This window comes from Pseudomonas sp. P20 (assembly GCF_016463925.1).
GTDB lineage: Bacteria > Pseudomonadota > Gammaproteobacteria > Pseudomonadales > Pseudomonadaceae > Pseudomonas > Pseudomonas aeruginosa.
The window spans coordinates 326,798-353,788 of the sequence record NZ_JAEMVM010000009.1; the positions used below are offsets into that span (position 1 = coordinate 326,798).

A 26,991-nucleotide genomic window follows, 5' to 3' on the forward strand; every position below is an offset into this window, starting at 1 on the left:
CTTTCCTCTCATCGGCGCGAGCCGATCATTCCCACTCGATAGTCGCCGGCGGCTTGCTCGACACGTCGTAGGTGACCCGGGAGATACCGGCGATCTCGTTGATGATGCGGTTCGAGACCTTCTCCAGCAGTTCATAGGGCAGGTGAGCCCAGCGCGCGGTCATGAAGTCGATGGTCTCCACCGCGCGCAGGGCGACGACCCAGGCGTAGCGACGGCCGTCGCCGACCACGCCGACCGATTTCACCGGCTGGAACACCACGAACGCCTGGCTGGTCTTGTGGTACCAGTCGAAGGCGCGCAGTTCCTCGATGAAGATGTGGTCGGCCTGGCGCAGCAGGTCGGCGTACTCCTTCTTCACCTCGCCGAGGATGCGCACGCCCAGGCCCGGGCCGGGGAACGGGTGGCGGTAGACCATGTCGTAGGGCAGGCCCAGCTCCAGGCCGATCTTGCGCACTTCGTCCTTGAACAGTTCGCGCAGCGGCTCGACCAGTTCGAACTGCATGTCCTCCGGCAGGCCGCCGACGTTGTGGTGCGACTTGATCACGTGGGCCTTGCCGGTCTTGGCGCCGGCCGACTCGATCACGTCGGGGTAGATGGTGCCCTGGGCGAGGAACTTCACGTCCTGCAGCTTGGTGGCTTCTTCGTCGAAGACTTCGATGAAGGTGCGGCCGATGATCTTGCGCTTCTCTTCCGGATCGGCGACGCCGGCCAGGCGGCCGAGGAACTTGTCCTCGGCGTTGGCGCGGATCACCTTCACGCCCATGTTCTCGGCGAACATGGCCATCACCTGGTCGCCTTCGTGCAGGCGCAGCAGGCCGTTGTCGACGAACACGCAGGTCAGTTGGTCGCCGATGGCCTTGTGCAGCAGCGCGGCGACCACCGAGGAGTCCACGCCGCCGGAGAGGCCGAGCAGGACCTTGGAGGAACCGACCTGGGCGCGCACGGTAGCGATGGCGTCGTCGACGATGTTCGAGGGGGTCCACAGCGCGGCGCAACCGCAGATGTCGAGGACGAAGCGCGAGAGAATGCGCAGGCCCTGCTTGGTGTGGGTGACTTCCGGGTGGAATTGCACGCCGTAGTAGGCGCGGGCATCGTCGGCCATGGCGGCGATCGGGCAGCTCGGGGTGCTGGCCAGGATGTGGAAGCCGGCCGGCATCTCGGTGACCTTGTCGCCGTGGCTCATCCACACGTCGAGGCCGAGCACGCCGTCGTCGTCCACGTGGTCCTCGATGCCGTCCAGCAGGCGCGCCTTGCCGACCACGTCGACGCGGGCGTAGCCGAACTCGCGCAGGTCGGAGCCCTGCACCTTGCCGCCCATCTGCTCGGCCATGGTCTGCATGCCGTAGCAGATGCCGAACAGCGGCACCTTCAGGTCGAACACCGCCTGCGGCGCGCGCGGGCTGTCGGCTTCGTGTACCGACTCGGGACCGCCGGCGAGGATGATGCCGCGCGGCGCGAAGGCGATGATCGCCTCGTTGCTCATGTCGAAGGGATGGATTTCGCAATACACGCCGATCTCGCGCACGCGGCGGGCGATCAGCTGGGTGTACTGGGAGCCGAAATCGAGGATCAGGATACGGTGGGCGTGAATGTCTTGGGACATGGCCATCTCTCGCTACGGAATTCGAAAACGACACGGGGCTGAATCGAACAGCCCCGTGCAGCACTCATTTCAATCAGCCTCAACCAACCCGGTAGTTGGGGGCTTCCTTGGTGATCTGGACGTCGTGGACATGGGACTCGGCCATGCCCGCGCCGGTGATCCGGACGAACTGCGGCTGCGTGCGCATCTGCTGGATGTCGGCGCTGCCGGTGTAGCCCATGGCGGCGCGCAGGCCGCCCATCAGCTGGTGGACGATGGCGGACAGGGCGCCCTTGTACGGCACGCGACCCTCGATGCCTTCCGGCACCAGCTTCTCGGCGCCGGCGGAGGCGTCCTGGAAGTAGCGGTCGGACGAGCCCTGGGAGCCGGACATGGCGCCCAGCGAACCCATGCCGCGGTAGGACTTGTAGGAACGGCCCTGGAACAGCTCGATCTCGCCCGGCGCTTCCTCGGTACCGGCGAACATCGAGCCCATCATCACGCAGTAGGCGCCGGCGACCATGGCCTTGGCCAGGTCGCCGGAGAAGCGGATGCCGCCGTCGGCGATCAGCGGTACGCCGGTGCCTTCGAGAGCGGCGGCGACGTTGGCGATGGCGGAGATCTGCGGCACGCCGACACCGGCGACGATGCGGGTGGTGCAGATCGAGCCCGGGCCGATGCCGACCTTGACCGCGTCGGCGCCAGCCTCGGCGAGGGCCTTGGCGGCCTCGGCGGTGGCGATGTTGCCGCCGATCACCTGGACGTCCGGGAAGGTCTGCTTGACCCAGCGCACACGCTCGATCACGCCCTTGGAGTGGCCGTGGGCGGTGTCCACCACCACCACGTCGACCCCGGCGGCGACCAGCGCGGCAACGCGCTCGCCGGTATCGGCGCCGGTGCCGACGGCGGCGCCGACGCGCAGGCGGCCCTGCTCGTCCTTGGACGCCAGCGGGTAGGTCTTGGCCTTCTCGATGTCACGGAAGGTCACCAGGCCACGCAGGTAGAAGTTCTCGTCGACCACCAGCATCTTCTCGATGCGGTTCTCGTAGAGCTTGGCCTTCATCTCTTCCAGCGGGGTGCCTTCGCGGGCGGTGACCAGCTTGTCCTTCGGGGTCATGATCGCGGCGACGGTATCGCCGGCGTTCGGCTTCACCCGCAGGTCGCGACCGGTGACGATACCGACCAGCTCGCCCTGCTCCACCACCGGGAAACCGGAGAAGCCGTACTCGCGGGCCATCTGCAGCAGTTCGATGATCTTGGTCGAGGGGGTCACGGTGACCGGGTCGCGGACGATGGCCGTTTCGTGCTTCTTGACCTTGCGGACTTCCGCGGCCTGCTGCTCGATGCCCATGTTCTTGTGGATGATGCCGATGCCGCCTTCCTGGGCCATGGCGATGGCCAGGCGGGCTTCGGTCACGGTATCCATCGCGGCGGATACCAGCGGGATGTTCAGTTCGATGCCGCGGGTCAGGCGAGTTTTCAAACTCACGTCCTTGGGCAGGACTTCGGAATAACCGGGGATCAGAAGGACGTCGTCGAAAGTCAGGGCTTCTTGACTGATTCGCAGCATGGCGGGCGCTCCCAGACGGGAAAAATGGAAGCGCGACATTATACCCAGCCACGGGCTTCCGCTCAACGCAGTTGATCGCCGAAAACGGCGAATGGGCAAATATCTTGCAAGGCGCCCGCCAGGCCCCGTTCCGCCTGTCCTATCCCGCATTTGCAGGATGGCAGCGCGGCGGCGGATGGCCGGATACTGCGTACGTCACCCAGCGACCGCCCAGGCGGCGGGACGCCGATTCCAAGAACTATAAAAGTGGGACGGGGGAGAGAATGAAAGGGAGCACTGACCCGCATTCGTCATCCGCAGCCTTGCTCGCGGCGTTCGGCGCCGCCGTGCTGGACATCAACCGGCTGGCGCGCGACAAGACCCTGGAGCGTTTCCATCGCACCGCGCTGGAACGTCTGCAGCAACTGGTGCCGTTCCAGCGTGCCTGGTGGGGCCGCGCGGCGCTGATCGACGGCGTGCCGGTGGAGCACAGCGCACACCTGTTCAACCTCGAAGAGCACTATGTCGAGGACTGGAAATCGATCAGCCACGACGACATCACCGTCGGACTGGTACACGCCCGCCCGGGCACCGCCGTGGCCGTCGACATGCAGGCCACCGCCGGGCTGCGCTGGCTTGGCGCACGTCACGACATCGGTGAGCTGCTCTGCGTGATCCACGTCGATCCGATCACCCGCCTCAGCGACCATGTCGCCCTCTATCGCACGCCTGGCGGCCCGCCCTTCGCGGACCAGGAGAAGCTGCTCCTCGGGCAACTCTCGGCGCACCTGGCCGCGGCCGTCTCGGCCAACCAGATCCGTACCCTGGTGGCCCTGCGCGAATCCCTCGAACGCCAGGCTCTGGCCATGGCGGTATGCGACCGCTACGGCGTGCTGCATTGCGCCGAACGCGGCTTCGTCGACCTGCTGCTCGGCGCCTGGCCGGGCTGGACCGGTCCGCAGTTGCCGGAGGAAACCAGCCCGCAGGGCTATCGCGATGCGCGTCTGGTGATCGACTCGCGGCAGGTCGGCGACCTCTACCTGCTCACCGCGCGGCAACCGAGCGCGATCGAACAGTTGAGCAATCGCGAAGGCGACGTCGCCCTGCTGTTCAGCGAAGGCAAGACCTACAAGCAGATCGCCCGCGACCTCGGCCTGGCGCCGAACACCGTGCGCCATCACATACGCACCATCTATTCCAAGCTCGGCGTCAACGACAAGGCGAGCATCGCCCACCTGCTGCATCAGTTCCCGCCTGGCTGACAGCCCTCCACCCCTGCCATCACCGCTTCGCCCGCCCCGCCATGGGCGGCATGGGCGCCCTTTCGCCTGCGAAAAGGCGCAACCACCACCGGCGCGACGAACGCCGGGCACACAACGACCGGGGAGACCGACACATGACCCACCGCACCGCCTCGATGGCCGCACCGACCGCCAGCGCCCTCGCGCTGCTCGGCATCCCGCTCCTGCTGGGCGCCGAGGCCGGCGCCGCCGACCTCAACGCCCGCGACTTCTTCGGCGCCCCGGCGGGCACCACGCTCGGCGTGCTCTACCTGCCGGCGACCCGCGCCCATGAGTTCCACGGACCGGCCGATCGCAACGGCAAGGCCGAACTGAAGACCAACGCGGTGGCCTACCGCCAGGTGTTCTTCAGCGACATCTGCGGCACTCTCTGCACGCCGCAGTTCATCATTCCCTTCGTCGACATCGATGCGCGCCTGCCCGGCAGCGCCGGGCATACCGGCGAGACCGGTTTCGGCGATCCCCAGGTCGGCGGCACCCTGTTTTTCGTCAACGACCCGGAACGGCGCCGCTACAGCGGCCTGCTGACCCTGATCACCCTGCCGCTGGGCGAGTACCACGCGAAGAACCCCGATGTCTCGCCCGGCGCCAACCGCTGGGGCGCCACCTTCGTCTACAACTACACCCAGGGCATCGGCCGCGACTGGGTGCTGGAAGCCAACCTGGAAGCGCAGTTCTACGCGAAGAACGACGACTACTTCGGCAGCGACCTGGAACAGAAACCGCTCTATCGCCTGCAAGCCTTCGCCTCCTACGACTTCAGCCAGAGCACCTACGGCGCCCTCAAGCTGGTGCACGCCGATGGCGGCGAACTGAAGCTGCAGGGCCATACCCTTGACGACACCCACCAGCGCTACACCCAACTCGGCTTCGAGCTAGGCCACTGGCTGGACCGGCGCAACAGCCTGATGTTCGGTCTCTCGCGCAACGTCGCCACCGACAATGCGTTCCATGGCAGCCAGGCCCTGTTGCGCCTGGTCCATGTGTTCTGAGGAGGCGCAGCCATGAGCGCTTCCGACAAGACCCTCGCCAGCGCCTCTCCGGCGTCCGGCAACCTCGCGCTGCTCGCGGCCATCGTGGTGTTCGCCGCGATCACCCCGACCATCCTGATGACCGCCCCCGCCGTCGCCGCGCAACTGGCGGCCCAGTGGCAACTGAGCCCGGCGCGGGTCGGCGACCTGTTTTCGGTGGAGCTAGGCGCCATGAGCCTGGCGACGCTGCCGGCCTTCCATTGGCTGAAACGCGTCGATTGGCGCCACGCGGCGCTGCTCGCCGGCCTGCTGTTCATCGCCGCCAACCTGGCCTCGGCGCTGGCCGGCAGCTACCCGCTGCTGCTCGCCCTGCGTTTCTGCAGCGCCCTCGCCGGCGGCTCGCTGATGATCCTCTGCCTGTCCAGCGCCGCCAGCACCGCCACCCCGAGCCGGGTCTACGGGCTCTGGGTGATGGGCCAACTGGTGGTCGGCGCCGTCGGCCTGGCACTGCTGCCGGCGCTGTTCGAACGCTTCGGCCTGGCCGCCTGCTACCTGTTGCTGGCCGGCCTGATGGGCCTCGCCCTACCGTTGTCGCGGGCCTTCCCCAGTGGCAGCCCGCCAGCGGAAGCCCGCGCCAGTACCGGCGCGGTTCACTCGCGACTGCGGGTCGGGCTGGGTATCCTCGCCGTGCTCACCTTCTATATCAGCCTCAGCGGCGTCTGGACCTTCATCGGCGCCATCGCCGAAGGCGCGGGGATCGGTGCCGGCGCCAGCGGCGAGGTACTCGCCGTCGCCACCCTGATGGGCATCGCCGGGGCGGCCTGCGCCTCCTTCATCGGCAACCGCCTGCCGCGCGACCTGATGCTGCTCGGCGGCTACCTGGCGATGGCCGCGGCGATCCTCCTGCTGATCGGCCAGCCACCGCTGGCGCGCTTCGCCCTGGCCGCGCTGCTGTTCAAGTTCACCTGGACCTTCGCCCTGCCGTTCATCCTCGCCTGCCTCGCCGACCTGGACCGCTCCGGCCGCCTGATGAACGCCTCCAACCTGGTCATCGGCGGCGGGCTGGCCATCGGCCCGGCGCTGGCCGGACGACTCATCGAAGGCAGCGGCGGTTTCCTCCCGCTGCTGCCGATCGCCGCCGGCCTGGCCGCCCTCTCGCTGCTGCTGGCCCTGGCCTGCCGGCCACGCTGAAACCCTTTCCCGAACCACGGATACCCGCCATGACCCGACGTACCGCTTTCTTCTTCGACGAACTCTGCCTCTGGCACGCCGCCGGCCCGCACGCGCTGACCCTGCCGGTCGGCGGCTGGGTGCAACCGCCTGCCGCCGCCGGACACGCCGAATCACCGGAAACCAAGCGCCGGCTGAAAAGCCTGCTCGACGTGTCCGGCCTGACCGCCCGCCTGCAACTGCGCAGCGCACCGCCGGCGAGCGACGAGGACCTGCTGCGCGTGCATCCGGCGCACTATCTGGAACGCTTCAAGGCGTTGAGCGACGCCGGCGGCGGCAGCCTCGGCCAGGACGCGCCGATCGGCCCGGGCAGCTACGAGATCGCCCGGCTCTCCGCCGGCCTGGCCATCGCCGCGCTGGACGCGGTGCTCGCCGGCGAGGTGGACAACGCCTACTCGCTGTCGCGGCCGCCGGGTCACCACTGCCTGCCGGACCAGGCAATGGGCTTCTGCTTCTTCGCCAACATCGCCGTGGCCATCGAGGCGGCCAAGGCGCGCCACGGCGTCGAGCGGGTCGCAGTGCTGGACTGGGACGTACACCACGGCAACGGCACCCAGGCGATCTACTACCGGCGCGACGACGTGTTGAGCATTTCCCTGCACCAGGACGGCTGCTTCCCGCCTGGCTACGGTGGCGCCGAAGACATCGGCGAGGATCGCGGTCGTGGCTTCAACCTCAACGTGCCGCTGCTTCCCGGCGGCGGTCACGACGCCTACATGCAGGCCATGCAACGCATCGTGTTGCCAGCGCTGGAGCGCTTCCGCCCGCAATTGATCGTGGTCGCCAGTGGCTTCGACGCCAACGCGGTGGACCCGCTGGCACGCATGCAACTGCACAGCGACAGCTTCCGGGCGATGACCGCGATGGTCCGCGACGCGGCCGAGCGGCATGCCGGCGGACGCCTGGTGGTGGTCCACGAAGGCGGCTACTCGGAAGCCTACGTGCCGTTCTGCGGCTTGGCTGTGATCGAAGAACTCAGCGGCGTGCGCAGCGCGGTGCGCGACCCGCTGCGCGACTTCATCGAGTTGCAGCAGCCCAACGCGGCGTTCCGCGACTTCCAGCGCCAGCGCCTCGAAGAGCTGGCCGCACAGTTCGGCCTGTGCCCGGCGCAGCCGCTTCAAGCGGCCAGGTAGCGCCCGACCAGCGCCAGGCCGCTGCACAGCACCAGCCAGGTGACCAGGCGGACGAAGGCTTCACGCGACAGACGCAGGGTCACCCGACGGCCGATCCACAGGCCCAGCGCCATGCCCGGCAGCAGGCAGGCGGCGAGCAGCCAGGGCTCGCGCGCGGCATACAGCCCGGCGAGCAGGAACAGCCCCAGGCGGACGAAGGTGCTACAACCGATCAGCGCGCTCTGGGTGGCGCGCATCTGCTCCTTGCTCGCCAGGCGTCCGTTCAGGTACAGCGAATAAAGGAAGCCGCCGCTGCCGAACAACGCGCCGAACAGCCCGCCGAAGACACCGAAGGGCAACGCCCAGGTCGCCCGCCAGCGCGGCTGGCCGCGTGGCTGGAGGAACAGCGCGTAGAGCGCATAGAGACTGACGAACACGCCGAGGGCCAGCATCAGCAGCTCCGCGCGTAGCGCCAGAAGTCCGTACGCCCCCAGCGCACAGCCCAGCAGCATGCAGGGCAGCAGACGCTTGAGCTCAGTGATGGCGATCTGCCGCCGCGCCGGCAGCCAGTTGCCGAACGACGCGCTGAAATCCAGCAGGACCAGCAGCGGAATGATCTGCGACAGCGGCAGCACCCCGGCCAGCAACGGGCCGGCGACCAGCGCGGTGCCGAAGCCGGCGATGCCGAACACCACATAGGCGAGGACGATGGCCAGTTCGACCAGCAGCCATTGCCATAGGCTGAACGGCAGGGCGGCGAACAGGACTGACGGATCGAGCGAGGACATGGCGACTCCCGGAACGACGACCTGCGCACTCTAGCGAGCGCAACGGCGCGCCAGCCAATACAATCCGAGCCCTGTAGCCATCTCGAAAAGGCATGGGTAATCTTCCGATGATCTCTTTGCGGCAACTCCATTACTTCGTCGAAATCGTCGAGTCCGGCGGCTTCAGCCGTGCCGCCGAACGCCTGTTCGTCGCCCAGTCGGCGCTCAGCCGGCAGGTGCACGAACTGGAGGACAGCATCGGCACCCCACTGCTCCGCCGCGGTCCGCGCCAGGTCGAGCTGACGCCGGCCGGTCGCACCTTCCTGCCACGCGCGCAGCGCCTGCTCGGCGACCTGGAGGCCGCCCGGCGCCTGGCTCGCGAGGTCGGCGAAGGCGGCCATGGCCTGCTGCGCCTGGGGCACTCCAGCTCGGTGCCGCTGGTGGGCGGCCTGCAAGCGGCGCTGCGCGGCTACCTCGCGGCGCAGAGCGGCGTCCGCCTGGAACTGACCCAGCAATCCTCCGAGCAGCAACTCGCCGATCTCGCCGAAGGACGCCTGGACCTTGGCCTGCTGCGCCTGCCGGTGCTGCGCCAGCATCCCCGGCTGCACCTGCGCGCCCTGTACCGCGAGCCGTTGCTCCTGGCTCTCGCCGCCGACCATCCGCTGGCCCGCCGTGAAGCCCCCGTGGCCCTGGCCGCCCTGGCCGGAGAAACCTTCGTCTCCATTCCCCACCTGCAACGCGGCGGCCTCAGCTATCGCGCCGCCGAACTCTGCCTCGGCGCCGGTTTCTACCCACGCCCGGCGCGCGCGCTGTCGCGCAAGACCAGCCAGTTGCAACTGATCGAGGCCGGCTTCGGCGTCGCCCTGGTGCCCGCCTCGATGCGCGCCATCGCACCGCCCGCCGTGCGCTTCATGTCTCTGGCCGAGGCCGAGGCATACAGCGAGGTGGCGCTGGCCTGGCGACGCGACGATAGCCCCCTGGTGGAAGGCTTCGTCGAATATTTCCTGGAGAATCTGCCGAACGAAGCCAAGGATTGATCGCACATCCCGGTGCGCCGCCTTATCATGCCGCCCATGCGTAACGATCCCTTCCAACGGCTCGGCCTCGATCGCGAGGTGCTGACCGTCAGCCAACTGAACCAGCGCGCCCGCCTGCTGCTGGAAGACGTGTTCCCGCAGGTCTGGGTCGAGGGCGAGCTGTCCAACCTCGCCCGGCCGGCCTCCGGCCATGTCTACTTCACCCTCAAGGACAGCAACGCGCAGATCCGCTGCGCGCTGTTCCGGCAGAACGCCCTGCGCGTACGCCAGGCCTTGCGCGACGGGCTGGCGGTAAAGGTGCGCGGGAAGATCTCGCTGTTCGAGGGACGCGGCGACTACCAGTTGATCGCCGATACCGTCGAGCCGGCCGGCGACGGCGCCCTGCGCCTGGCCTTCGAGGCATTGAAGGAAAAACTCGCCGGCGAAGGCCTGTTCGCCAGCGAACGCAAGCGTCCGCTGCCCGCCCATCCGCGCCGCATCGGTATCGTCAGTTCGCCCAGCGGGGCGGTGATCCGCGACATCATCAGCGTGTTTCGCCGCCGCGCACCGCAGGTCGAGCTGACCCTGGTGCCCACCGCAGTGCAGGGCCGCGAGGCCGTCGCACAGATCGTCCGCGCGCTGCAACTGGCCGACCGGCAGGGCTTCGACGCGCTGATCCTGGCCCGTGGCGGCGGTTCCCTGGAAGACCTCTGGTGCTTCAACGAAGAAGCGGTGGCGCGCGCCGTGGCGGCCTGCGCCACGCCGATCGTCAGCGCGGTCGGCCACGAGACCGACGTATCGATCAGCGACTTCGTCGCCGACGTGCGCGCGCCGACGCCTTCGGCCGCCGCCGAACTGCTGGCGCCCAACGCCGGCGACCTGCAGCAGCGTCTCGACGGCCTGCGCCGGCGCCTGGTGCTGCGCATGCGCGACCAGTTGCTGCGCGAACGCCTGCGCCTGGAAGGCGTCGCCCGCCGCCTGCGCCATCCCGGCGAACGCCTGCGCCAGCAGGCACAGCGCCTGGACGACCTGGACATGCGCCTGCGCCGTGCCTTCGAGCGCCAGCTGGCGGTCCGCCACGAACGCCTGGTCCGCCTGGAGACGCGTCTCGCCGCACAGCATCCGGGCCGCACCCTGGCGCTGCTCCGGCAGAAGCTCGACAGCCTCGCCGCGCGCCTGCCGCGCGCCGCCCGTGAGGTACTGAAGGATCGTCGTCAGCGCCTCGAAGGACTGGCGCAGACGCTCAACGTGGTCAGCCCGCTGGCGACCCTGGGCCGCGGCTACAGCATCCTCCTCGACGAGCGTGGCCGGGCGATCCGCGATGCCGGCCAGACCCAGCCGGGACAGCGCCTGAAGGCGCGCCTGGCGGAAGGCGAACTGGAGGTGCGGGTCGAGGACAACCACCGGACGCCGGTGACCCTGTCGCTGCTGGACTGAGCCGCGATGATCCGCCTCAGCCAACGCGCCCTGGCCTACCTCAACGAGGTGATCCACCACGGTTCTCTTCGCCGCGCCGCCCAGCACCTGAACATCGACCCCTCGGCCATCAGCCGGCAGCTCGCCAGCCTGGAGGAACATCTCGGCGTGCGCCTCCTGCAACGCACCCCGCAGGGCGTGGCGCCTACCGAGGCCGGCGAACTGCTGGTGGCGCACTACCGCCAGCAACGGGCCAACGAAGAGGGCGTGCTGTCGCGTCTGTCGGCCCTGCAGGGGCTGCGCCAGGGCAAGGTGCGCCTGGCGGTCGGCGAGGGCTTCATCGCCGACCTGATCTCCCAGCCATTGCAGAGCTTCATCCTGCGCTACCCCGGCATCGAGCTGGAGGTCCGCATGGCCGGGGCCAACGAAGGCGTGGCGCTGGTCAAGGAAGACGCCGTCGACCTGGCCCTGGTCTACGCCCCGGTCGAGGACGGCGAGTTGGACGTGCACGTCGACACCCGCCAGCCCCTCGACCTGATCATCCCCGCCAACCATGCCCTCGCCGGACACCGCGGCGCGGTGCCGATGCGCGCGCTGCGCAACGAGTCGCTGGCGTTGATCCACAACAGCACCGGCATGGGCCAACTGGCGGTGATCGCCGCCCAACTGGAGCGCATCGAGCTAAGGCCGAAGCTGCGCACCAACTCGGTGGCGGTGCTGACCAATTTCGTCAAGTCCGGCATCGGCGTGGCCTTCATGCCGGAGTTGACGGTCAGCCACGAGATCGAGGCCGGGCATATCCGTTGCCTGCCGCTGGCCCACCCGGCGCTGCGCGACGCCCGCGCGCGGATCGTCAGCCACAAGGGCCGCGAGCTGACCGTGGCGGCGATCGCCTGCCTGGAACACCTGCGCCGTGGCATGCGCTTCTTCAGTGGCGACGCGCCCGGGCTCTCGCAGCGCTGAGGCGTTGTCTTTTTCGCATCACGTCCGGACTTGAATAGTCAACGAGACAACGGCTAGCGTTGCTTCGCTTTCGTGCGAGCACCCGGCCCCGCGCCCCGACAAGAAGTGCCGCCGATCCCCCGACCGTTCGGACTGCCATAAGGAAAACAACATGCACACGAATCCGCGCCACGGCCTCGCCCGCCGCTTCGCCGCCGGACTGCTGGCCGCCGCCCTGGGCCTGGGCGGCAGCCTCGCCCAGGCCGCCACCACCCTCAACCTGAGCTATAACGGCGCCGCCGACAGCGAGAAGAACCTGGTGCACCTGTTCGCCAGCAACCTCAAGCGCCTGGCCGAGGAAAAGAGCGGCGGCGAACTGCAGTTCAAGCTCTACCCCAACAGCATGCTCGGCGAAGAGGAGCAGCGCATGGAACAGGTGATGACCGGCCCCGGCCTGAACATCGCCTCCTTCGCCGGGATCGCCCCGCTGTTCCCGGAGATCTACGTCAGCGCCACGCCCTTCATGTTCAAGGACGCCGCCGCGGCCCACGCCTTCTTCGACAGCGGCAGCTACTGGCAGGCCGCCCGCGAGGCCTTCCGCGAGCGCACCGGCACCGAGCTGCTGGCGGTGGTCGAGGAAGGCGGCTTCCTCAACTTCACCAACGGCAAGAAGCCGATCCACGGCCCGGCGGACTTCCAGGGCCTGCGCTTCCGCGCCATGGATCCCAGCCAGGTGGCGCTCTACGAAGCCTTCGGCGCCTCCGGCACGCCGATCCCCTGGACCGAGTTGTACATGGGCCTGCGCACCGGCGTCGCCGACGGCCAGATGAACCCGACCTCCTACATCATCCTCGGCAGCCTCTACCAGGTGCAGAAGTACCTGACCCTGGCCAACATCCAGTACTCCGACCAGTTCCTGGTGGCCAACGGCGATCTGCTCGCCAGCCTCCCGGCAAAGGAGCGCCAGGCCCTGCTCGACGCCGCCGCCGAAGCCACCCGGCTGAACCGCGAGGCGGTCGCTGCCCAGCAGGAGCGCGACCTCGCGTTCCTCAAGGAAAAGGGCATGCAGATCATCCAGCCGTCCGCCGATGACCTCGCCGCCTTCCGCGAGAAAGGCCAGCCGTCCTACCTGGCCTGGCTGAAGACCCAGGACATCGAGCCGCGCTGGACCGAGATGGCCTTCCGCGACGCCGGTCTCGCCACCGCCCCCTGACCTTCGCGCGTTGCCCCCCCGACGGCCGCTGCCGTCGGCCGGGCGCGCCTGTCCGACTTTCCGGAGTACCTCCCATGCCGTCATTGCTCAAGGGCATGCGCGCCGCGTTGCTGAACCTCGCCACGCTGCTGTTGCTGCTCGACCTGGTCCTGCTCATCTACGGCGTGTTCGCCCGCTACCTGCTCGGCAGCTCGCCGATCTGGATGGACGAACTGGCCCGCTACCTCATCATCGGCGCAGTAATGCTGGCGCTCGGCGCGGTATGGATGGAAGGCGGGCACATGCGCGTCAACCTGCTGGAACAACGCCTGCCGCCGCGCCTGGCGCAGGTCCTCAGGCTCTACCAGTGGCTGCTGGCGCTGGCCTTCTTCGCCTTCGCCGCCTGGGTCAGCACCCGCTACGCGCTGAACGCCGGGCGCTTCCGCAGCCTCGGCCTGGGCGTCAGCCGCACCTGGCCGTTGCTCAGCCTGCCGCTCGGCTTCGGCCTGCTGACCCTCATGCTGTTGCTCCAGGGGCCCTGGCCGCGGCAGCCGGCCAGCACCACCGTCGAGGGAGGGTCGCAGGCATGATGGCCATCGCCATGATCGCAGCCTTCGTGGTCAACCTCCTGCTCGGCCTGCCGCTGTTCCTCTGCCTGCTGCTCACCGCGCTGGTGGGATTCCTCTTCGTCGACCCGGCGCTGTTCGCCAACACCCTGCCGCAGCGCTTCTTCGGCGGCATGGACATCTTCTCGCTGATGGCGATCCCGCTGTTCGTGCTGGCCGGCAACCTGATGAACCATTCCGGCATGACCCCGCGCCTGATGCGCCTGGCCAACGCCCTGGTCGGCCACTTCCGCGGCGGCCTCGGCCACGTCAACGTGGTCGCCGGGGTGTTCTTCGCCGGGGTCAACGGGTCCGCCGCGGCCGACGCTTCGGCACTCAGCACCCTGCTGGTGCCGGCCATGGAAAAGGAAGGCTACTCGCGGCGCTTCGCCGCCGGGCTGACCGCGGGCAGCTCGCTGATCGGTCCGATCATCCCGCCGAGCATCTTCATGATCCTCTACTCCTCGCTGACCAACACCTCGGTGGGCGAGCTGTTCCTCGCCGGGGTGATTCCCGGCCTGCTGCTGGCCGCCGCCTTCATGCTGCTGAACGCGGTGTACGCCTACCGCAACGGGCTGCAGGCGCGCCATGCGGCGCCGGCCTGGGGCGAGATCCTGGCGGCGCTGTCCGGCGCCCTGACCGCGCTGATCGCGCCGGTGATCATCGTCGCCGGAATCGTCCTGGGACTGGTCACGCCCACCGAGTCGGGCGCCCTGATCGCTCTCTACGTGGCGCTGGTCGGTATGCTCCAGCGCCAACTGAACCTGGTCGGGCTGTGGAACTCGCTGCGCGAGACGGTACGCCTGACCGCCAGCATCTACGTGATCATCGCCGCCGCTTCGGTGGTCAACTGGTTGCTCAACTACGCCCAGGTCGCCAGCGAGTTCGCCCAGTTGCTGGAGCCGTTCGGCCACTCGCCGACCCTGATGCTGTTCATCATCAGCGCGGTGATCTTCGTCTGCGGCATGCTCATGGAAGAAGTCTCGGTACTGATGCTGCTGACGCCGATAGTCGCTCCGGTGGCGCTGGCCGCCGGCGTGGATCCGGTGCACCTGGGGCTGATCTTCACCCTGAACATCACCATCGCCCTGATCACCCCGCCAATGGGCGCCTGCCTGTTCATCGTGGCGACCATCAGCCGCCTCGATATCCTGGAAATGTTCAAGGGTATCTGGCCGTTCATCCTCGTGGCCCTGGGGGTGCTGTCGCTGCTGATCCTGTTCCCGTCCCTGACCCTGTGGCTGCCACGCCTGCTCAATTGACGCCATGACCGACTTCACCCAAGCCATCCCCGTTCTCCCGGAGCCCGACTGGCACGCCGTGGCCGGCATCCCCATCGTCGATGCCGGCACGCCGCTGGAGGCGCTCGGGCTGAGCCGCGAGTTCAGCGTCTGGCCGGCCTACCACAAGCTCGGCATTCCTCACGCGGTCCCGGAGTGCCACGCTCGCGGCGAGGTCTTCGAGCGTCTCCTGCGGGTCGCCGCCGCCCTCCCCGGCGGCGTGCGCCTGGTGGTGCTGGACGCCTGGCGGCCGTTCGCCGTGCAGCAGTATCTCTACGACAGCCTGTCCAGCGCCCTGGCCGCGCACTACCCACGGGCCGGCGAGGCCGAGCTGGAACGGCTCACCCGCCAGTTCGTCTCGCCGCCGAGCAGCAGCCGCGAGGCGCCCAGCCCGCATCTCACCGGCGGCGCGGTGGACGTCACCCTGTGCGACGCCCAGGGCCGCTGGCTGGACATGGGCAGCGCCTTCGACGAAGCTGTGCCGGCCTCCTACACCGCCTACTTCGAACGTCTGGCGGAGCCCGACACGCGCCAGCGACGCGTCCGCGATCACCGTCGTCTGCTCTATCACGCGATGCTCGACGCCGGTTTCAGCAACCTGCCCAGCGAATGGTGGCACTACGATTTCGGCGACCAGCTCTGGGCCTGGCACACCGGCGCGACGCAGGCGCTGTTCGGCCCGGTGCAGTTGCAGGCGATGGACGCGCTCTGGCGCCAGCAGTTGCAGAAGCGCCCTCCGGCGGACTAGGAGGCGAAGGCGCGCCGGTAGCCCAGCGGCGGCAGGCCGAAAGCGGCGGAGAACTGCTGGCGCAACGACACCGCCGAACCGAAGCCGGCCAGCCCGGCGATCGCCTGCACCGAATGCTCGGTGGTTTCCAGCAGGCGCTGGGCCAGGGCCAGGCGTTCGGCCTGCAGCCACTGGCTGACGGTGGTGCCGGTGAGCTGGCGGAAATGCCGGGTGAAGGTCCGCCGGCTCATCAGCACCCGCTGTGCCAGGCTGTCCAGGCTGTGCGCCTGGTCGAGGTTCTGCCGCAGCCACACCAGCAGCTCGCCGAGACGGCCGTCCTGGGCACTGTCCGGCAGCGGCTGCTCGATGAACTGGGCCTGGCCGCCCTGTCGATGCGGCGCCACCACCAGGCGCCGGGCCAGGTGATTGGTAGTCTGCGCACCGAGCCGCTGGCGGACCAGGTGCAGACAGCAGTCGATGCCGGCGACGGTGCCTGCCGAGGTCAGCAGGCCGTCGTCCTCGATGTACAGCACGTCGGGCTCCACCCGCACCGCAGGGAAGCGCCCGGCGAAATCCTCCGCCCACATCCAGTGGGTGGTGGCGCGGCGACCGTCGAGCAACCCGGCCTCGGCCAGCACGAAGGCCCCCAGGCACAAGCCCACCAGTTGCGCTCCGCGTGCACGGGCCGCGATCAACGCATCCAGCAGCGCTTGTGGCGGACGCTCGTGTGGATCGCGCCAGCTCGGCACGATCACGGTCTGCGCCTCGGCCAGCGCTTCCAGCCCGGCCTCGGCCTCGATGGTGAACCCCACCGTGGTTCGCAGCCGGCCCGGCTCGGCGGCGCAGACACGCAGGTCGAAGGCCTGCGCGCAGGGGTCGTAGCACTCCTGGCCGAACACCAGGCAGGGCACCGACAGGTGGAACGGACTGATGCGGTCGAAGGCCACCACGGCCACGGACTGGCGGGACATGCGCACCTCGGTGGGTATGAGCGGGTTGGCCCGATTCTAGCGAAAGTTGTCTCTCAGGCCACTCACTCGCTACGCCGCGCCGGGACCAGAATCTGCCTCACCCACTCAGGAGGAAACGCCATGTCCGCACGTCAACCCAAACGCGCCTTGCTGGTCATCGACGTACAGAACGAATACGTCAGCGGCAACCTGCGTATCGAATTTCCCGCCATCCAATCGTCGCTGGAACGCATCGGCGCCGCCATGGATGCCGCCCACGCGGCGGGCATCCCGATCGTCGTGGTGCAGCACCTGGCACCGGCGGACTCGCCGTTGTTCGCGCGCGGCAGCCGGCAGGCCGAGCTGCACGAGGTGGTCGCCTCGCGGCCCTACCAGCACAAGGTGGAAAAGCAACTGGCCAGTTCCTTCGTCGGCACCGGGCTGGCCGACTGGCTGCGCGAGCGCGGCATCGACACCCTCGCCGTGGTCGGCTACATGACCCAGCACTGCGACGACTCGACCATCCGCCAGGCGATCCACGAAGGCTGGCAGGTGGAATACCTGCACGACGCCAGCGGCTCGGTGCCCTACCGCAACCGCGCCGGCCAGGCCAGCGCGGAAGAGATCCACCGGATCTTCGGCATCGTCCTGCAGTCCTCCTTCGCCGCCGTGCTCAGCACCGAGGAGTGGCTGGAAAGCCTCGCCGGCCGGCACGTTCCGGAACGCGACAACATCTACGACTCCAACCAGCGAGCCCTGGCCAACCGCTGAAACGGCGCCGCCCCCCCACGCGGGGCGGCGAGCGCTCAGCCGACCAGCGAGCCGCGCGCCGGCAACGGCTTCCAGCCCGGGAACTCGCGCAGCCGCGGGTCGGGCACCGCGCAATAGGCGAATGTCCAGTTCGGCGCCGGCAGGTCCAGGCGCTCCAGCGGCACACGCGTGCCGGCGCCGGCCTGCGGCGCCTTCCAGTCCTGGGTGATGTGCGCACCGCCCTGGCTGGCCAGGAGGATGCCGCGGTTGGCGCTGGTGTCGTCCACCGTCCAGCGCGCGGCGGAGGCGTCCATCAGCACCTCCAGATGCTCGTCGGTCACCTTGGCGCCGAACGGCGACTGCAACAGCCAGCAGTACAGGCGCAGGTGCATCGCCCAGTTCCAGGCGGCCTTCTGCTCGGCCGCCCATTGCAGGAAACCGCGGAGGATGGTCAGGCCATCCGGCGGATCGATCTTCAGCAGTTCCGGGCAAAGGTCGTAGAGATGGTGCCAGGCGCTGCTCAGGCGCTTGTTGAGCTGGTCCGGACGCAGGGTGGAGTTCTTCGGCGGCAGGCCGGGAGCCACCACCAGGCCGGTCTGCGCCGGCAAGGGATATCTGTTGCTGTTCATGCTCTGAACCTCGCACGCAAAGGCGGGGCGCCGGGCGCCCCTGCTCGACACAGCGCTCAGTGGCCGTGCTGCTCGTGCCCGCCCTGTTCGGCCGGCGCCTTGGACTCGACGACGATTTCCACCGGCACGTCGCCGGCCTTGCGGAAATGCAGCGTCAGCGGGAAGCGCTCGCCGGCCACCAGTGGCTGCTTCAGGCCCATCAGCATCAGGTGGTAGCCGCCGGGAGCGAAGCGCAGGTCCTTGCCTGGTGCGACGTCGACGCTGTCGACTTTCTGCATGCTCATCATGCCGTTCTTGTGCACATGCTCGTGCACCTCGGCGGAAGCCGCGCGCGGCGTGTCGGCGCCAAGCAGGGTGTCGTTTTCCTTGCCGTGGTTCTGCACCACGAAGTAGGCCGCGCCGTTCGGCGAGGTCGGCGGCAGGGCCAGCGCCCAGGGATGCTCGATGTGCAGCTGGCCGGCGTTGTACTCGTGGGCCTGGGCGAAAGCGGAAACGGCCAGCAGGGCCGCGGCAGCAAAGAAGGATGTGCGCATGGTGACTCTCCAGTAGCGTATGACCGGTCTTTTTCCGTCGGACCGGCGATTCCAGGGGGGAAGCTAGGGTATTGCGCCGCGACCTGCCCCGACCCGAAGGTCCAGGTTGTCGAAGGCGCGGGGGAGGAGTCAGGCGACAGGAGAAGCGCGCGGATTGGCGAGGCGCCAATAGCGCAGGGGAGGCAGGTCGGTGGCGGAGAAGGCGTTACGGGCCGGGCTGGCCAGCGGCGCCAGCGGCAATGCCGGCCAGGAGGCGACCAGTCCGGGCGTGCCGGCGGCGCCGGCGCAGCAGCAGAGGTGCGGGGCCAGGCTCTCGTGGTCGTCGGGAAGATCGATGTCCTTGAGCGCGGCACCCAGCTTCAGGCGCAGCAGCGAATCGGACGAGGTGCTGCAGAAGCCGCCGAGCAGCAACGAGGCGCGCTCCTGCGTCGTCAGCGCCTGCGAAAGCGGCACCACGAACAGGTTCATCAGCACGGCCAGGCTGGCCAGCCAGGCCACGGGGCGCCGTGACAGGGGCATCGTCGGTTCTCCGGAGAATGGGCCCTTTATGCCTGAGCGCGGGGCAAAAGTAAAAACGCCGGGCGCGACAGAGTGCCGCAGGTGAAAACGTTTGCAACCCTTGCGGGCTTTCCCCCGCCGCGCTCTTCCGCCAGCATAGACGGCTTTGACGCCCGACGAGTCGAGAAGCCGATGCCCCGCACCCTAGCCTTCGTTTCCACGCTGTTGCTCGCCGCTTTCTGCGCCCTGCCCGCCCAGGCCGACAGCTTCATCATGCGCCTGCTGAACAAGCCGGTGCCCGGCGGGGTGGCGGTGGTCGACCTCGGCGAGGAAGGCCCGCCGCCGCGGGCCTTCTACCAAGGCAAGCCGGTGCTGGTGGTGCGCGAGGAAGGCCGCCGCTGGATCGCCGTGGTCGGCATCCCGCTGAGCACCAAGCCCGGCCCGCAGAAGCTGGAAGTGCGGGCGGCGACCGGCAACCACGAGGAACGCTTCAGCGTCGGCAGCAAGCACTACCGCGAGCAACGCATCACCCTGAAGAACAAGCGCCAGGTCAATCCGCTGCCGGAAGACCTCAAGCGCATCGAACGCGAACTCGCCGAGCAGACCGCCGCCTACCGCCGCTTCAGTCCCGGCCTGCCCAGCAACCTGATGCTCGACAAGCCGGTCGACGGTCCGCTCTCCAGCCCCTTCGGCCTGCGCCGCTTCTTCAACGGCGAAGAGCGCAACCCGCATTCCGGTCTAGACTTCGCGGTACCGGCCGGTACGCCGATCAAGGCGCCGGCGGCCGGCAAGGTGATCCTCATCGGCGACTACTTCTTCAATGGCAAGACGGTGTTCGTCGACCATGGCCAGGGCTTCATCAGCATGTTCTGCCACCTGTCGAAGATCGACGTGAAGCTCGGCCAGCAGGTGCCGCGCGGCGGCGTACTCGGCAAGGTCGGCGCCACCGGCAGGGCCACCGGACCGCACATGCACTGGAACGTCAGCCTGAACGACGCGCGAGTCGACCCGGCAATCTTCATCGGTGCCTTCCAGCCCTGAGAAGTGAGCAACGCGGCACCGGCTGAGGTCAGAAGGAACAGGGGGCGCGTCGATGCGCCCCTTTCATGCCCAAGGGAGACACCGCATGACTCACCCGCTTCGCCTGCTCTGGCTGTGCTCGGCACTGTTCGTGGTCCTCGGCCTGGGCTTCATCTTCTTCCCCGGCCCGCTCGCCTCCCTGCTCACCAGCGGCGAACCGCTCACCCCCGCCGCCCTCACCGACCTGCGCGCCAGCTACGGCGGCACCAGCTTCGGCATCGGCCTGTTGCTCGGCTATGCCGCCCTGCGCCCCCGCTACCTGGTGCTCGGCCTGCTCGCCGCCCTGGCGGTGATCGCCAGCGGCGGCGCGGCGCGCCTCTACGGTGTGCTGATCGACGCCTCGCCGGCGCTAACCACCTTCCTCTGGCTCGGCGCCGAGGCGCTGCTCTGCGTGCTGTTGCTGGCGGCACTCTGGAAGACCCGCCAGCTCGACCTCGACTGAGCGCCGGGCAGCAGGTCTCAAGCCAGGACCCGGCGAACCGCCGGCAGCCGCGACAGCACCAGCCAGTCCAGCGCCCAGACCAGCAGGAGCGAGGCCCCCACCAACGGGAAGGCCACGCCCAGCGCCAGCATGATGGCGATGCCACTCTTCCAGCGCGGCAGCTCGTGGCGCAGCGGCGGCACGCCAAGGCGTCCGGCCGGCTTGCGCTTCCACCAGATCCACAGGCCGCTCGCCGAGCTGAGCAGGATCGCCAGGCAGACCGCGAGCATCAGCAACTGGTTGCCCAGGCCGAAGAGCTTGCCTTCGTGCAGCACGACGCCCATCTGCACGCTCCTCGCCACCGCGTTGTAGTCCTGCCAACGCACGTCGGCGAGAACCTTGCCGCTGTACTGGTCGATGTGCAGGGTGGCGTCGTGGCGCGGATCGTCGGGGAACACGGAAATCGTGTAGACCCCCTCCATCCCGCTCGGCAGGGCGATCCCGTAGCCCGCCGCCACGCCGCGCTCGCGGGCGATATCCACCACCCTTTGCAGAGGGATGCCCGCCGGCATCGGCATGTCCATCGGCATCGCGTGCCCGGCCTGGGCGGAATGCCCGCGATGCTCGGCATGGGCGTCGGCCGCCGGCGGCTGCGAGCGCGGCAGCGGAGTGTTCTCCAGCGGCCAGGGCACCTGCTGGCGCGACGCGCTGTTGAGGCTACCGGCCTGCATGTCGGAGGTCGGCACATCGTTCCACATCGCCGCCGGGAAGCGGTTCCAGACATCGGCGAACTGCTTGCCCCAGTAGCCGGTCCAGGTCATCCCGCTGAGCAGCATGAAGAGCAACAGCAGGCTGCCCCAGAAACCGGCGAGCACATGTAGCTCGCGCCACAGCGGTCGTCCGCGCAGGTGCAGGCGCGGCCAGAACAGCGCGCTCGCCGCCCGCCCGCGCGGCCACCATAGGTAGAGACCGGAGACCACCAGGACGATGCCCCAGCCGGCGGCCAGCTCGATCAGCCGGTCGCCGACGGTCCCGACCATCAGCTCGCCATGCAGTGCCCGGGCCACCGCCTGGAGATTCAGCTGCGCATCCTGGCGGCCGAGTTCGCGCCCGCTGTAGGGATCGACGAAGAGGTTCCATTGCCTGCCCTCTTCGCCAATCACGAATTGCGCGCTGCGCCCCGCCTCGCTCGGCGGCAGGTACTGGCTGACGGCGGCCTGCGGGTGCGCCTGGCGCACCCCGGCGAGCAACTGGTCGGCGCTGCGCATCTGCGCACCGGCCTCGACCCGCAGCAGTTGCGGATAGAGCAGCGCATCCAGTTGCGGCTTGAACAGGTAGACGATTCCGGTCAGCGCCAGCAGGATCATGAAGGGCGCGACGAACAGCCCGGCGTAGAAATGCCAGCGCCAGGCCAGCGCGTAGAAGTCACGGCCGTTCTTTTCGTTCGATTGCATGGATCACCTCATCGGAGCGCACACAGGCAAGGCGGGCCCCGCTGGACGGGGCCTCGTTGAAGGTTCAGAAGCTGAAGTCGACCTTGGTCCAGAAGGTCCGGCCCGGCTCGGGAACCGTTTCGTTGGCGGAGAAACCGAAGCCGGCATCGCCGGCCTTGTTCAGGTGCTCGGTGTAGTCCTTGTCGAACAGGTTATCGACACCGGCGCTCAGCTTGACGTTGCGAGTCACCCGGTAGGCGCCGTTGAGCGAGAAGACGCCGAAGCCGGCGCTCTTGTCGAAGTCCTTGCCGACCACGTTGCCCTGGTCCCTGGCGATGCGATTCTGCGGCGCGACCACCCGCCACAGGCTGCCGGCACTCCAGTCGCCTTCCTCGTAGGTCAGGCCGAAGCGCGCTTCCAGCGGCGGGATCTGCGGCAGCGCGCGGTCGTCCGAGCTGTTCTTGCCCCAGGCATAGGCCAGGCTGGCGTCGGTCTTCCAGTTGCCGGTGAGCTGGTAGGAAGCGCCCAGCTCGCCGCCCATGATCCGCGCGTCGACGTTGGTCGCCTGGGTCGAGGAACCCATCATGCCCTCGCGATAGCTGAACAGGATGAAGTCCTGGACCACCCCGACGTAGCCGGAGGCCCAGGCCTGCAGCTTGTCGCCGTTGTACTGGAGGCCGAAGTCGAGCTGGGTGGTCTTTTCCGGCTTGATCTTGTCGAAGGCGTTGACCGACCCGTTCGGCCCGCGCTTGGGCGAGAACAGCTCCCAGTAGTCGGGGAAGCGCTCGGCATGGCCGAGGCCGGCGTAGAGGGTGGTCGGCGAGTCGGCGAGGTCGTGCTCGTAGCGCACGAAGCCGCTGGGCAGGGTATCGGCGCGGGTGTCGTTGGCCGTCGGGTTGGCCATGGCGTGGCCCATGTGCCCGGACTTCAGGGTCTGCCGGTAGTCCTTGACCGAGGCGCGGTCCAGGCGCAACCCGCCGATCAGCCGGTCGCGCTCGGCGGCGAACCAGGTCAGTTCGCCGAAGGCCCCGTAGTTGTGGAACACCGCGTCCTTGTTCCAGGGGAACTGGTCGGCGTCGGTGTAGTAGTCGGTCATCATGTCGTACTTGGAGCCGCGCGCCCGGTGCTCGTTGCGCATGGCGTCGACCCCGGTGACCAGCTTGAAGTCGTCCCAGCGCCAGGTGGCCGCCAGGCGACCGCCGAGGGTGCGTCGGTCCACCTGGGACGCCATCGGCATGGGCATCATGCTGGATGGGTCGGGAGTGCGCAGGCGGAAGTTGTCCATGATGTGGTCGGCGTAGTTGTAGTAGACCTGCGCCTCGACCTTCTCCAGCACATCGCTGACGTTCGATTTGACGAAGCGCAGGCCCAGGCTCTCGCGCTTGAACTGCGAGCCGTCCATGCCGCGCCCGGCGTAGCGTGCCTCGCCGTCGCCCTTGCCGGCGGTGAGTTCGATCAGGGTGTCCTCGTCGGGGGTCCAGCCGACCGCGACGTCGCCGTTCCACTTCTTCCAGCGCGACGGCACGGTATTCCCGGCGCCGTCCTCGTAATCGTCGGACTGCGCGTGGTTGCCGGTGAAGCGCAGGTAGCCGAGCCGGTTGCCGGCGGCGGCGTCCAGCACCTTGTCGAAGCGGCCATTGGAGCCGGCCAGCAGGCTGGCGTTGACCCGCGAGCCGAGTTCGCCGAAGCGCTCCGGCTCACGCTCGAAGAGGATCGTCCCGGCCGACGCGCCCGGCCCCCAGAGCACCGTCTGCGGGCCCTTGATCACGGTGAGCTTGTCGTAGGTTTCCGGCGAGATGTAGGAGGTCGGCGCGTCCATCCGGTTCGGACAGGCACCGAGCATCATGCCGCCGTTGGTGAGGATGTTCAGGCGCGAACCGAACATCCCGCGCAGCACCGGGTCGCCGTTGCTGCCGCCGTTGCGGATCACCGCGAAGCCGGGAATGGTCTTCAGGTAGTCGGCCCCATCGCTGGCCGGCACCGGTTGGCGCGGCTCCTTGGGATTGGTGACGATGGTCAGCGGCGAACTCTGGGCGACTCCGGTGACCACGCTCGGCGCCAGCTCCACGGCGTGATCCTGGTGCTGTGAGTGTTCCTCGGCCAGGAGCGCCGACGGAGACAGGGCCAGGCCGCACAGTGCGGCGAAGGCTCCCGCCCAGCGGCGGCGTTGTGCGAGACGGGCAGGGTCGAAGCTGAAAGCGGCGGTCGGGCAGGCGTTGCCGGCCGCTCGTTGTTGAGTAGACATACGTTTTTCCATGATCTATGTGACTTCCGCCCCGCCCCCACGGCGAGCAGGCACCCGGCCAGGCTCGCGTCACCGGCGCGGCGAAGACGCGCCGGTGCCCCCAGGAAGCGGCGGCTATCGGATTGAAAGAGGTCAGGCGATCAGGAACGGCGGAGCACGGGTACGGGCGCCGGGAAACACCGGCGAGGCGACGAACGCCTCGTTCAGGAAAGCGACGGCGGGCGCCGTCGCGAAGGGAACGGAGAACAGCGCCAGGCAGGCGTCTTCGGTGAGCGGCGGGCTGTGGAACAACAGGCTGCAATAACCACACTTCTCCCAGAGCACGTCGCTGGCCAGGCGATTGCCTTCCTCGCCGCCCATCCCCGGCATGCCGGCATGGACGACGGAGCGCTGGGCATCGGAACAGCCGGCATGGGCCATGTCGCCATGGTCCATGTTCTCGTGGGACATGCCTTCGTGGCCCATCCCCACGCCCATCGGCATCGGGTGGTCCATCGGCATCGACTGGGAGATTAACGGCCCGACGAAGATCATCAGCATGGCGAACAGAGCCAGCCATGCACCGATGCCTTGTCGTTTCAGAGTGGTCGCCACCTGCGACTCCCGCCGTCTTGAATGAAGACCACCGCGTAGCGGGCCGGATGGCCGCTCGCGCCGGGTCATGCCGAAAAGAAGAATGCGCCTGTCGTTATACGCCCCAGGCACGGGGAACGAAATGATCGCACAAGGGCGGCTGGCTCTTCTGCGGCATGGGGCCGCAGAATTTTCCGTTGCGGAGAGCGTGCCGGCGGCGCAATCGAGGACAAGCTTTCACCGCAGAGAAAGAATAAAAACCCACAAAAGCCGCACAAATGGGAAATTCTACTAATTTTCCTTTAATGCTTGCCATTCAAATGCAGTCTCACTAGTGTGGTACGCATGAAAACACCACACACCCTCATCCTGCTCCGCCAACACGCCTGCCTGTGCCTGGTCAGCCCGCGACTGCGTGGCTGAGCGACGCTTCTCTTCATCTCGTCACTGCGTTCGCCTGGCCCCGCCGGCCCAGGAACCGACTCCAAAGGATTAGCCCCATGAGCATGTTGAAAGACCCTTCGCAGAAATACCGCCCATTCCCGGCCATCAATCTGCCCGACCGCACCTGGCCGTCGAAGACCATCACCGAGGTGCCGATCTGGTGCAGTTCCGACCTGCGCGACGGCAACCAGTCGCTGATCGAACCGATGGACGCGGCGAAGAAGATGCGATTCTTCAAGACCCTGGTGCAGGTCGGCCTGAAGCAGATCGAAGTGGCCTTCCCGTCGGCTTCCGATACCGACTTCAACTTCGTCCGCGAGTTGATCGAAGGCAACCACATCCCGGACGACGTCACCATCCAGGTGCTGACCCAGGCCCGCGAAGACCTGATCACCCGCACCTTCGAATCCCTGCGCGGGGCGAAGAAGGCCATCGTCCACGTCTACAACGCCACCGCCCCGTCGTTCCGCCGCATCGTCTTCAACCAGGACAAGCAGGGCGTCGTGGACATCGCCACCAACGCCGCGAAACTGATCAAGAAGCTGGCCGCCGAGCAACCGGATACCCAGTGGTCGTTCCAGTACTCGCCGGAAATCTTCAGCTCTACCGAGCTGGAGTTCTCGGTGGAGGTCTGCAACGCGGTGATCGACGTCTGGCAACCGACCCCGGACAACAAGATCATCCTCAACCTGCCGGCCACCGTGGAGTGCGCCACGCCGAACGTCTACGCCGACCAGATCGAATGGTTCGGCCGCCACGTCGACAAGCGTGACAGCGTGATCATCAGCCTGCACACCCACAACGACCGTGGCACCGGCGTGGCCGCCACCGAGCTGGGCCTGATGGCCGGCGCCGACCGCGTCGAAGGTTGCCTGTTCGGCAACGGCGAGCGCACCGGCAACGTCGACCTGGTGACCCTGGCCTTGAACATGTACACCCAGGGCCTGCATCCGCAACTGGACTTCTCCGACATCGACGCGGTGCGCAAGGTGGTCGAAGAGTGCAACCAGTTGCCGGTCCACCCGCGCCATCCATATGTCGGCGACCTGGTCCATACCGCTTTCTCCGGCTCGCACCAGGATGCCATTCGCAAGGGCTTCGCCCAGCAGAAGGAAGACGCGATCTGGGAAGTGCCGTACCTGCCGATCGATCCGGCCGACATCGGCCGCGACTACGAAGCGGTGATCCGGGTCAACAGCCAGTCCGGCAAGGGCGGCATCACCTTCCTGCTCGAACAGGAGTACGGCATCAGCCTGCCGCGGCGCATGCAGATCGAGTTCAGCCAGGTAGTGCAAGGCGAGACCGACCGTCTCGGCCTGGAAATGACCGCACAACAGATCTACTCGCTGCTGGAAAACGAATACCTCAAGGCGACCTCGCCCTACGTCCTCGCCAGCCATCGCCTGCAGGAAGAGAACGGCACCAGCGCCGTCGACCTGGAAGTCTCCTTCGACGGCGAGAAGCAGCACTGGCGCGGGATCGGCAAGGGACCGCTGGAAGCCTTGGTGGCCGCCCTGCCGGTCAAGGCGGAAATCATGGACTACCATGAGCACGCCATCGGCGCCGGCGCCAATGCCAAGGCCGCGGCCTATATCGAGATCCGCCTGGAGGGCCAGCGCCCGCTGCACGGCATCGGCATCGACGAGAACATCACCACCGCCAGCTTCCGCGCCCTGTTCAGCGCGCTGAACCGCGCGGTGACCCAGGCCGAGGCCAAGGCGGCCTGACCGGCACGGAAGGGAAAA

General features: G+C 68.1%; 25 protein-coding genes. 15 read left to right on the forward strand and 10 right to left on the reverse strand.

Features of this window, described 5'->3' with window-relative positions:
- Window positions 1-25: 25 nt before the first annotated feature.
- Both guaA and guaB read right to left on the reverse strand, forming a co-directional pair.
- Window positions 26-1,603, reverse strand: a complete 1,578-nt coding sequence (guaA, locus tag JHD77_RS14070; RefSeq protein WP_003105901.1) for a glutamine-hydrolyzing GMP synthase — start codon at window positions 1,601-1,603, stop codon at window positions 26-28.
- 79 nt (window positions 1,604-1,682) lie between these two features.
- Window positions 1,683-3,152: an IMP dehydrogenase gene (gene guaB, locus JHD77_RS14075; protein ID WP_003092702.1), complete on the reverse strand. Its 1,470-nt coding sequence runs from the start codon at window positions 3,150-3,152 to the stop codon at window positions 1,683-1,685.
- A 263-nt stretch (window positions 3,153-3,415) separates the two neighbouring features.
- On the opposite strand from guaB, the gene JHD77_RS14080 reads away from it, so the two are divergent.
- The 4 genes from JHD77_RS14080 (at window position 3,416) to JHD77_RS14095 (ending at window position 7,766) form a co-directional block, all read left to right on the forward strand.
- Window positions 3,416-4,393 (forward strand): helix-turn-helix transcriptional regulator, encoded by a 978-nt coding sequence (locus JHD77_RS14080; RefSeq protein ID WP_003119304.1) that lies wholly within the window; start codon window positions 3,416-3,418, stop codon window positions 4,391-4,393.
- Window positions 4,394-4,527: 134 nt separating this feature from the next.
- The gene (locus tag JHD77_RS14085) at window positions 4,528-5,424 is read left to right on the forward strand and encodes a transporter (RefSeq protein WP_003092715.1); all 897 of its coding nucleotides are present in this window, start codon (window positions 4,528-4,530) and stop codon (window positions 5,422-5,424) included.
- Between the two features lie 12 nt (window positions 5,425-5,436).
- On the forward strand, window positions 5,437-6,594 hold the full coding sequence (locus tag JHD77_RS14090; protein ID WP_004345613.1) for an MFS transporter: 1,158 nt from the start codon (window positions 5,437-5,439) through the stop codon (window positions 6,592-6,594).
- 29 nt (window positions 6,595-6,623) lie between these two features.
- On the forward strand, window positions 6,624-7,766 hold the full coding sequence (locus JHD77_RS14095) for a class II histone deacetylase (protein ID WP_004345616.1): 1,143 nt from the start codon (window positions 6,624-6,626) through the stop codon (window positions 7,764-7,766).
- Here the strand turns inward: JHD77_RS14095 and JHD77_RS14100 are convergent.
- Window positions 7,751-8,533 (reverse strand): sulfite exporter TauE/SafE family protein, encoded by a 783-nt coding sequence (locus JHD77_RS14100; protein ID WP_003122110.1) that lies wholly within the window; start codon window positions 8,531-8,533, stop codon window positions 7,751-7,753. The genes JHD77_RS14095 and JHD77_RS14100 overlap by 16 nt on opposite strands.
- A 107-nt stretch (window positions 8,534-8,640) precedes the next feature.
- Between JHD77_RS14100 and JHD77_RS14105 the strand changes: the two genes are divergently transcribed.
- The 7 genes from JHD77_RS14105 (at window position 8,641) to JHD77_RS14135 (ending at window position 15,711) form a co-directional block, all read left to right on the forward strand.
- Entirely contained in the window at window positions 8,641-9,549 is a 909-nt protein-coding gene (locus tag JHD77_RS14105; RefSeq protein WP_031757032.1) for a LysR family transcriptional regulator, read from the forward strand.
- 36 nt (window positions 9,550-9,585) lie between these two features.
- The gene (xseA, locus tag JHD77_RS14110) at window positions 9,586-10,965 is read left to right on the forward strand and encodes an exodeoxyribonuclease VII large subunit (RefSeq protein ID WP_003113813.1); all 1,380 of its coding nucleotides are present in this window, start codon (window positions 9,586-9,588) and stop codon (window positions 10,963-10,965) included.
- Between the two features lie 6 nt (window positions 10,966-10,971).
- Complete coding sequence (locus tag JHD77_RS14115; protein WP_003092728.1) at window positions 10,972-11,907, forward strand: LysR family transcriptional regulator; 936 nt, start codon at window positions 10,972-10,974, stop codon at window positions 11,905-11,907.
- A 151-nt stretch (window positions 11,908-12,058) separates the two neighbouring features.
- Window positions 12,059-13,099: a TRAP transporter substrate-binding protein gene (locus JHD77_RS14120; RefSeq protein WP_003118314.1), complete on the forward strand. Its 1,041-nt coding sequence runs from the start codon at window positions 12,059-12,061 to the stop codon at window positions 13,097-13,099.
- A 74-nt stretch (window positions 13,100-13,173) separates the two neighbouring features.
- A complete protein-coding gene (locus tag JHD77_RS14125) occupies window positions 13,174-13,668 on the forward strand; it encodes a TRAP transporter small permease (protein ID WP_003143145.1) in 495 nt (164 codons plus the stop codon).
- The gene (locus JHD77_RS14130) at window positions 13,665-14,945 is read left to right on the forward strand and encodes a TRAP transporter large permease (RefSeq protein WP_003113810.1); all 1,281 of its coding nucleotides are present in this window, start codon (window positions 13,665-13,667) and stop codon (window positions 14,943-14,945) included. The genes JHD77_RS14125 and JHD77_RS14130 overlap by 4 nt, the downstream gene beginning before the upstream one ends.
- A gap of 4 nt (window positions 14,946-14,949) precedes the next feature.
- Window positions 14,950-15,711: a M15 family metallopeptidase gene (locus JHD77_RS14135; RefSeq protein ID WP_023105065.1), complete on the forward strand. Its 762-nt coding sequence runs from the start codon at window positions 14,950-14,952 to the stop codon at window positions 15,709-15,711.
- On the opposite strand, the gene JHD77_RS14140 is transcribed toward JHD77_RS14135, so the two are convergent.
- The gene (locus tag JHD77_RS14140; protein WP_003137870.1) at window positions 15,708-16,661 is read right to left on the reverse strand and encodes a GlxA family transcriptional regulator; all 954 of its coding nucleotides are present in this window, start codon (window positions 16,659-16,661) and stop codon (window positions 15,708-15,710) included. The two genes, JHD77_RS14135 and JHD77_RS14140, sit on opposite strands and share 4 nt — an antisense overlap.
- Before the next feature lie 120 nt (window positions 16,662-16,781).
- Here JHD77_RS14140 and JHD77_RS14145 point away from each other — a divergent pair, with 120 nt between their 5' ends.
- Complete coding sequence (locus JHD77_RS14145; protein WP_003113808.1) at window positions 16,782-17,411, forward strand: cysteine hydrolase family protein; 630 nt, start codon at window positions 16,782-16,784, stop codon at window positions 17,409-17,411.
- 35 nt (window positions 17,412-17,446) lie between these two features.
- Here the strand turns inward: JHD77_RS14145 and JHD77_RS14150 are convergent, their stop codons facing one another.
- The 3 genes from JHD77_RS14150 to JHD77_RS14160 form a co-directional block, all read right to left on the reverse strand.
- Window positions 17,447-18,019, reverse strand: coding sequence for a putative natural product biosynthesis protein (locus JHD77_RS14150; protein ID WP_003092738.1), 573 nt, complete (start codon window positions 18,017-18,019; stop codon window positions 17,447-17,449).
- 56 nt (window positions 18,020-18,075) lie between these two features.
- Window positions 18,076-18,552: a copper chaperone PCu(A)C gene (locus tag JHD77_RS14155; protein WP_003105385.1), complete on the reverse strand. Its 477-nt coding sequence runs from the start codon at window positions 18,550-18,552 to the stop codon at window positions 18,076-18,078.
- Window positions 18,553-18,681: 129 nt separating this feature from the next.
- Window positions 18,682-19,071 (reverse strand): DUF2946 family protein, encoded by a 390-nt coding sequence (locus tag JHD77_RS14160; protein ID WP_003105383.1) that lies wholly within the window; start codon window positions 19,069-19,071, stop codon window positions 18,682-18,684.
- A gap of 171 nt (window positions 19,072-19,242) precedes the next feature.
- Here JHD77_RS14160 and JHD77_RS14165 point away from each other — a divergent pair, with 171 nt between their 5' ends.
- Window positions 19,243-20,091 carry a M23 family metallopeptidase gene (locus JHD77_RS14165; protein ID WP_003092745.1) on the forward strand — a complete coding sequence of 283 codons (849 nt, stop codon included), beginning with the start codon at window positions 19,243-19,245 and terminating at the stop codon, window positions 20,089-20,091.
- 85 nt (window positions 20,092-20,176) lie between these two features.
- The gene (locus tag JHD77_RS14170; protein WP_003162602.1) at window positions 20,177-20,572 is read left to right on the forward strand and encodes a DUF4345 domain-containing protein; all 396 of its coding nucleotides are present in this window, start codon (window positions 20,177-20,179) and stop codon (window positions 20,570-20,572) included.
- Window positions 20,573-20,589: 17 nt separating this feature from the next.
- Here JHD77_RS14170 and JHD77_RS14175 read toward each other — a convergent pair whose 3' ends face one another.
- The 3 genes from JHD77_RS14175 to JHD77_RS14185 form a co-directional block, all read right to left on the reverse strand.
- Window positions 20,590-22,005, reverse strand: a complete 1,416-nt coding sequence (locus JHD77_RS14175) for a PepSY-associated TM helix domain-containing protein (protein ID WP_003105378.1) — start codon at window positions 22,003-22,005, stop codon at window positions 20,590-20,592.
- A 64-nt stretch (window positions 22,006-22,069) separates the two neighbouring features.
- Entirely contained in the window at window positions 22,070-24,241 is a 2,172-nt protein-coding gene (locus tag JHD77_RS14180; RefSeq protein ID WP_003122105.1) for a TonB-dependent copper receptor, read from the reverse strand.
- 120 nt (window positions 24,242-24,361) lie between these two features.
- Entirely contained in the window at window positions 24,362-24,823 is a 462-nt protein-coding gene (locus JHD77_RS14185; RefSeq protein ID WP_003092760.1) for a DUF2946 domain-containing protein, read from the reverse strand.
- A 479-nt stretch (window positions 24,824-25,302) separates the two neighbouring features.
- Here JHD77_RS14185 and leuA point away from each other — a divergent pair, with 479 nt between their 5' ends.
- Window positions 25,303-26,973, forward strand: a complete 1,671-nt coding sequence (gene leuA / locus JHD77_RS14190) for a 2-isopropylmalate synthase (RefSeq protein ID WP_003092766.1) — start codon at window positions 25,303-25,305, stop codon at window positions 26,971-26,973.
- Window positions 26,974-26,991: the final 18 nt, after the last annotated feature.

Excerpts from the sequence above, each read along its gene's own strand:
- guaA (WP_003105901.1), bottom strand. The coding sequence starts at position 1,603 with ATGTCCCAAGACATTCACGCCCACCGTATCCTGATCCTCGATTTCGGC.
- guaB (WP_003092702.1), bottom strand. The coding sequence starts at position 3,152 with ATGCTGCGAATCAGTCAAGAAGCCCTGACTTTCGACGACGTCCTTCTG.
- JHD77_RS14080 (WP_003119304.1), top strand. The coding sequence starts at position 3,416 with ATGAAAGGGAGCACTGACCCGCATTCGTCATCCGCAGCCTTGCTCGCG.
- JHD77_RS14085 (WP_003092715.1), top strand. The coding sequence starts at position 4,528 with ATGACCCACCGCACCGCCTCGATGGCCGCACCGACCGCCAGCGCCCTC.
- JHD77_RS14090 (WP_004345613.1), top strand. The coding sequence starts at position 5,437 with ATGAGCGCTTCCGACAAGACCCTCGCCAGCGCCTCTCCGGCGTCCGGC.
- JHD77_RS14095 (WP_004345616.1), top strand. The coding sequence starts at position 6,624 with ATGACCCGACGTACCGCTTTCTTCTTCGACGAACTCTGCCTCTGGCAC.
- JHD77_RS14100 (WP_003122110.1), bottom strand. The coding sequence starts at position 8,533 with ATGTCCTCGCTCGATCCGTCAGTCCTGTTCGCCGCCCTGCCGTTCAGC.
- JHD77_RS14105 (WP_031757032.1), top strand. The coding sequence starts at position 8,641 with ATGATCTCTTTGCGGCAACTCCATTACTTCGTCGAAATCGTCGAGTCC.
- xseA (WP_003113813.1), top strand. The coding sequence starts at position 9,586 with ATGCGTAACGATCCCTTCCAACGGCTCGGCCTCGATCGCGAGGTGCTG.
- JHD77_RS14115 (WP_003092728.1), top strand. The coding sequence starts at position 10,972 with ATGATCCGCCTCAGCCAACGCGCCCTGGCCTACCTCAACGAGGTGATC.
- JHD77_RS14120 (WP_003118314.1), top strand. The coding sequence starts at position 12,059 with ATGCACACGAATCCGCGCCACGGCCTCGCCCGCCGCTTCGCCGCCGGA.
- JHD77_RS14125 (WP_003143145.1), top strand. The coding sequence starts at position 13,174 with ATGCCGTCATTGCTCAAGGGCATGCGCGCCGCGTTGCTGAACCTCGCC.
- JHD77_RS14130 (WP_003113810.1), top strand. The coding sequence starts at position 13,665 with ATGATGGCCATCGCCATGATCGCAGCCTTCGTGGTCAACCTCCTGCTC.
- JHD77_RS14135 (WP_023105065.1), top strand. The coding sequence starts at position 14,950 with ATGACCGACTTCACCCAAGCCATCCCCGTTCTCCCGGAGCCCGACTGG.
- JHD77_RS14140 (WP_003137870.1), bottom strand. The coding sequence starts at position 16,661 with ATGTCCCGCCAGTCCGTGGCCGTGGTGGCCTTCGACCGCATCAGTCCG.
- JHD77_RS14145 (WP_003113808.1), top strand. The coding sequence starts at position 16,782 with ATGTCCGCACGTCAACCCAAACGCGCCTTGCTGGTCATCGACGTACAG.
- JHD77_RS14150 (WP_003092738.1), bottom strand. The coding sequence starts at position 18,019 with ATGAACAGCAACAGATATCCCTTGCCGGCGCAGACCGGCCTGGTGGTG.
- JHD77_RS14155 (WP_003105385.1), bottom strand. The coding sequence starts at position 18,552 with ATGCGCACATCCTTCTTTGCTGCCGCGGCCCTGCTGGCCGTTTCCGCT.
- JHD77_RS14160 (WP_003105383.1), bottom strand. The coding sequence starts at position 19,071 with ATGCCCCTGTCACGGCGCCCCGTGGCCTGGCTGGCCAGCCTGGCCGTG.
- JHD77_RS14165 (WP_003092745.1), top strand. The coding sequence starts at position 19,243 with ATGCCCCGCACCCTAGCCTTCGTTTCCACGCTGTTGCTCGCCGCTTTC.
- JHD77_RS14170 (WP_003162602.1), top strand. The coding sequence starts at position 20,177 with ATGACTCACCCGCTTCGCCTGCTCTGGCTGTGCTCGGCACTGTTCGTG.
- JHD77_RS14175 (WP_003105378.1), bottom strand. The coding sequence starts at position 22,005 with ATGCAATCGAACGAAAAGAACGGCCGTGACTTCTACGCGCTGGCCTGG.
- JHD77_RS14180 (WP_003122105.1), bottom strand. The coding sequence starts at position 24,241 with ATGGAAAAACGTATGTCTACTCAACAACGAGCGGCCGGCAACGCCTGC.
- leuA (WP_003092766.1), top strand. The coding sequence starts at position 25,303 with ATGAGCATGTTGAAAGACCCTTCGCAGAAATACCGCCCATTCCCGGCC.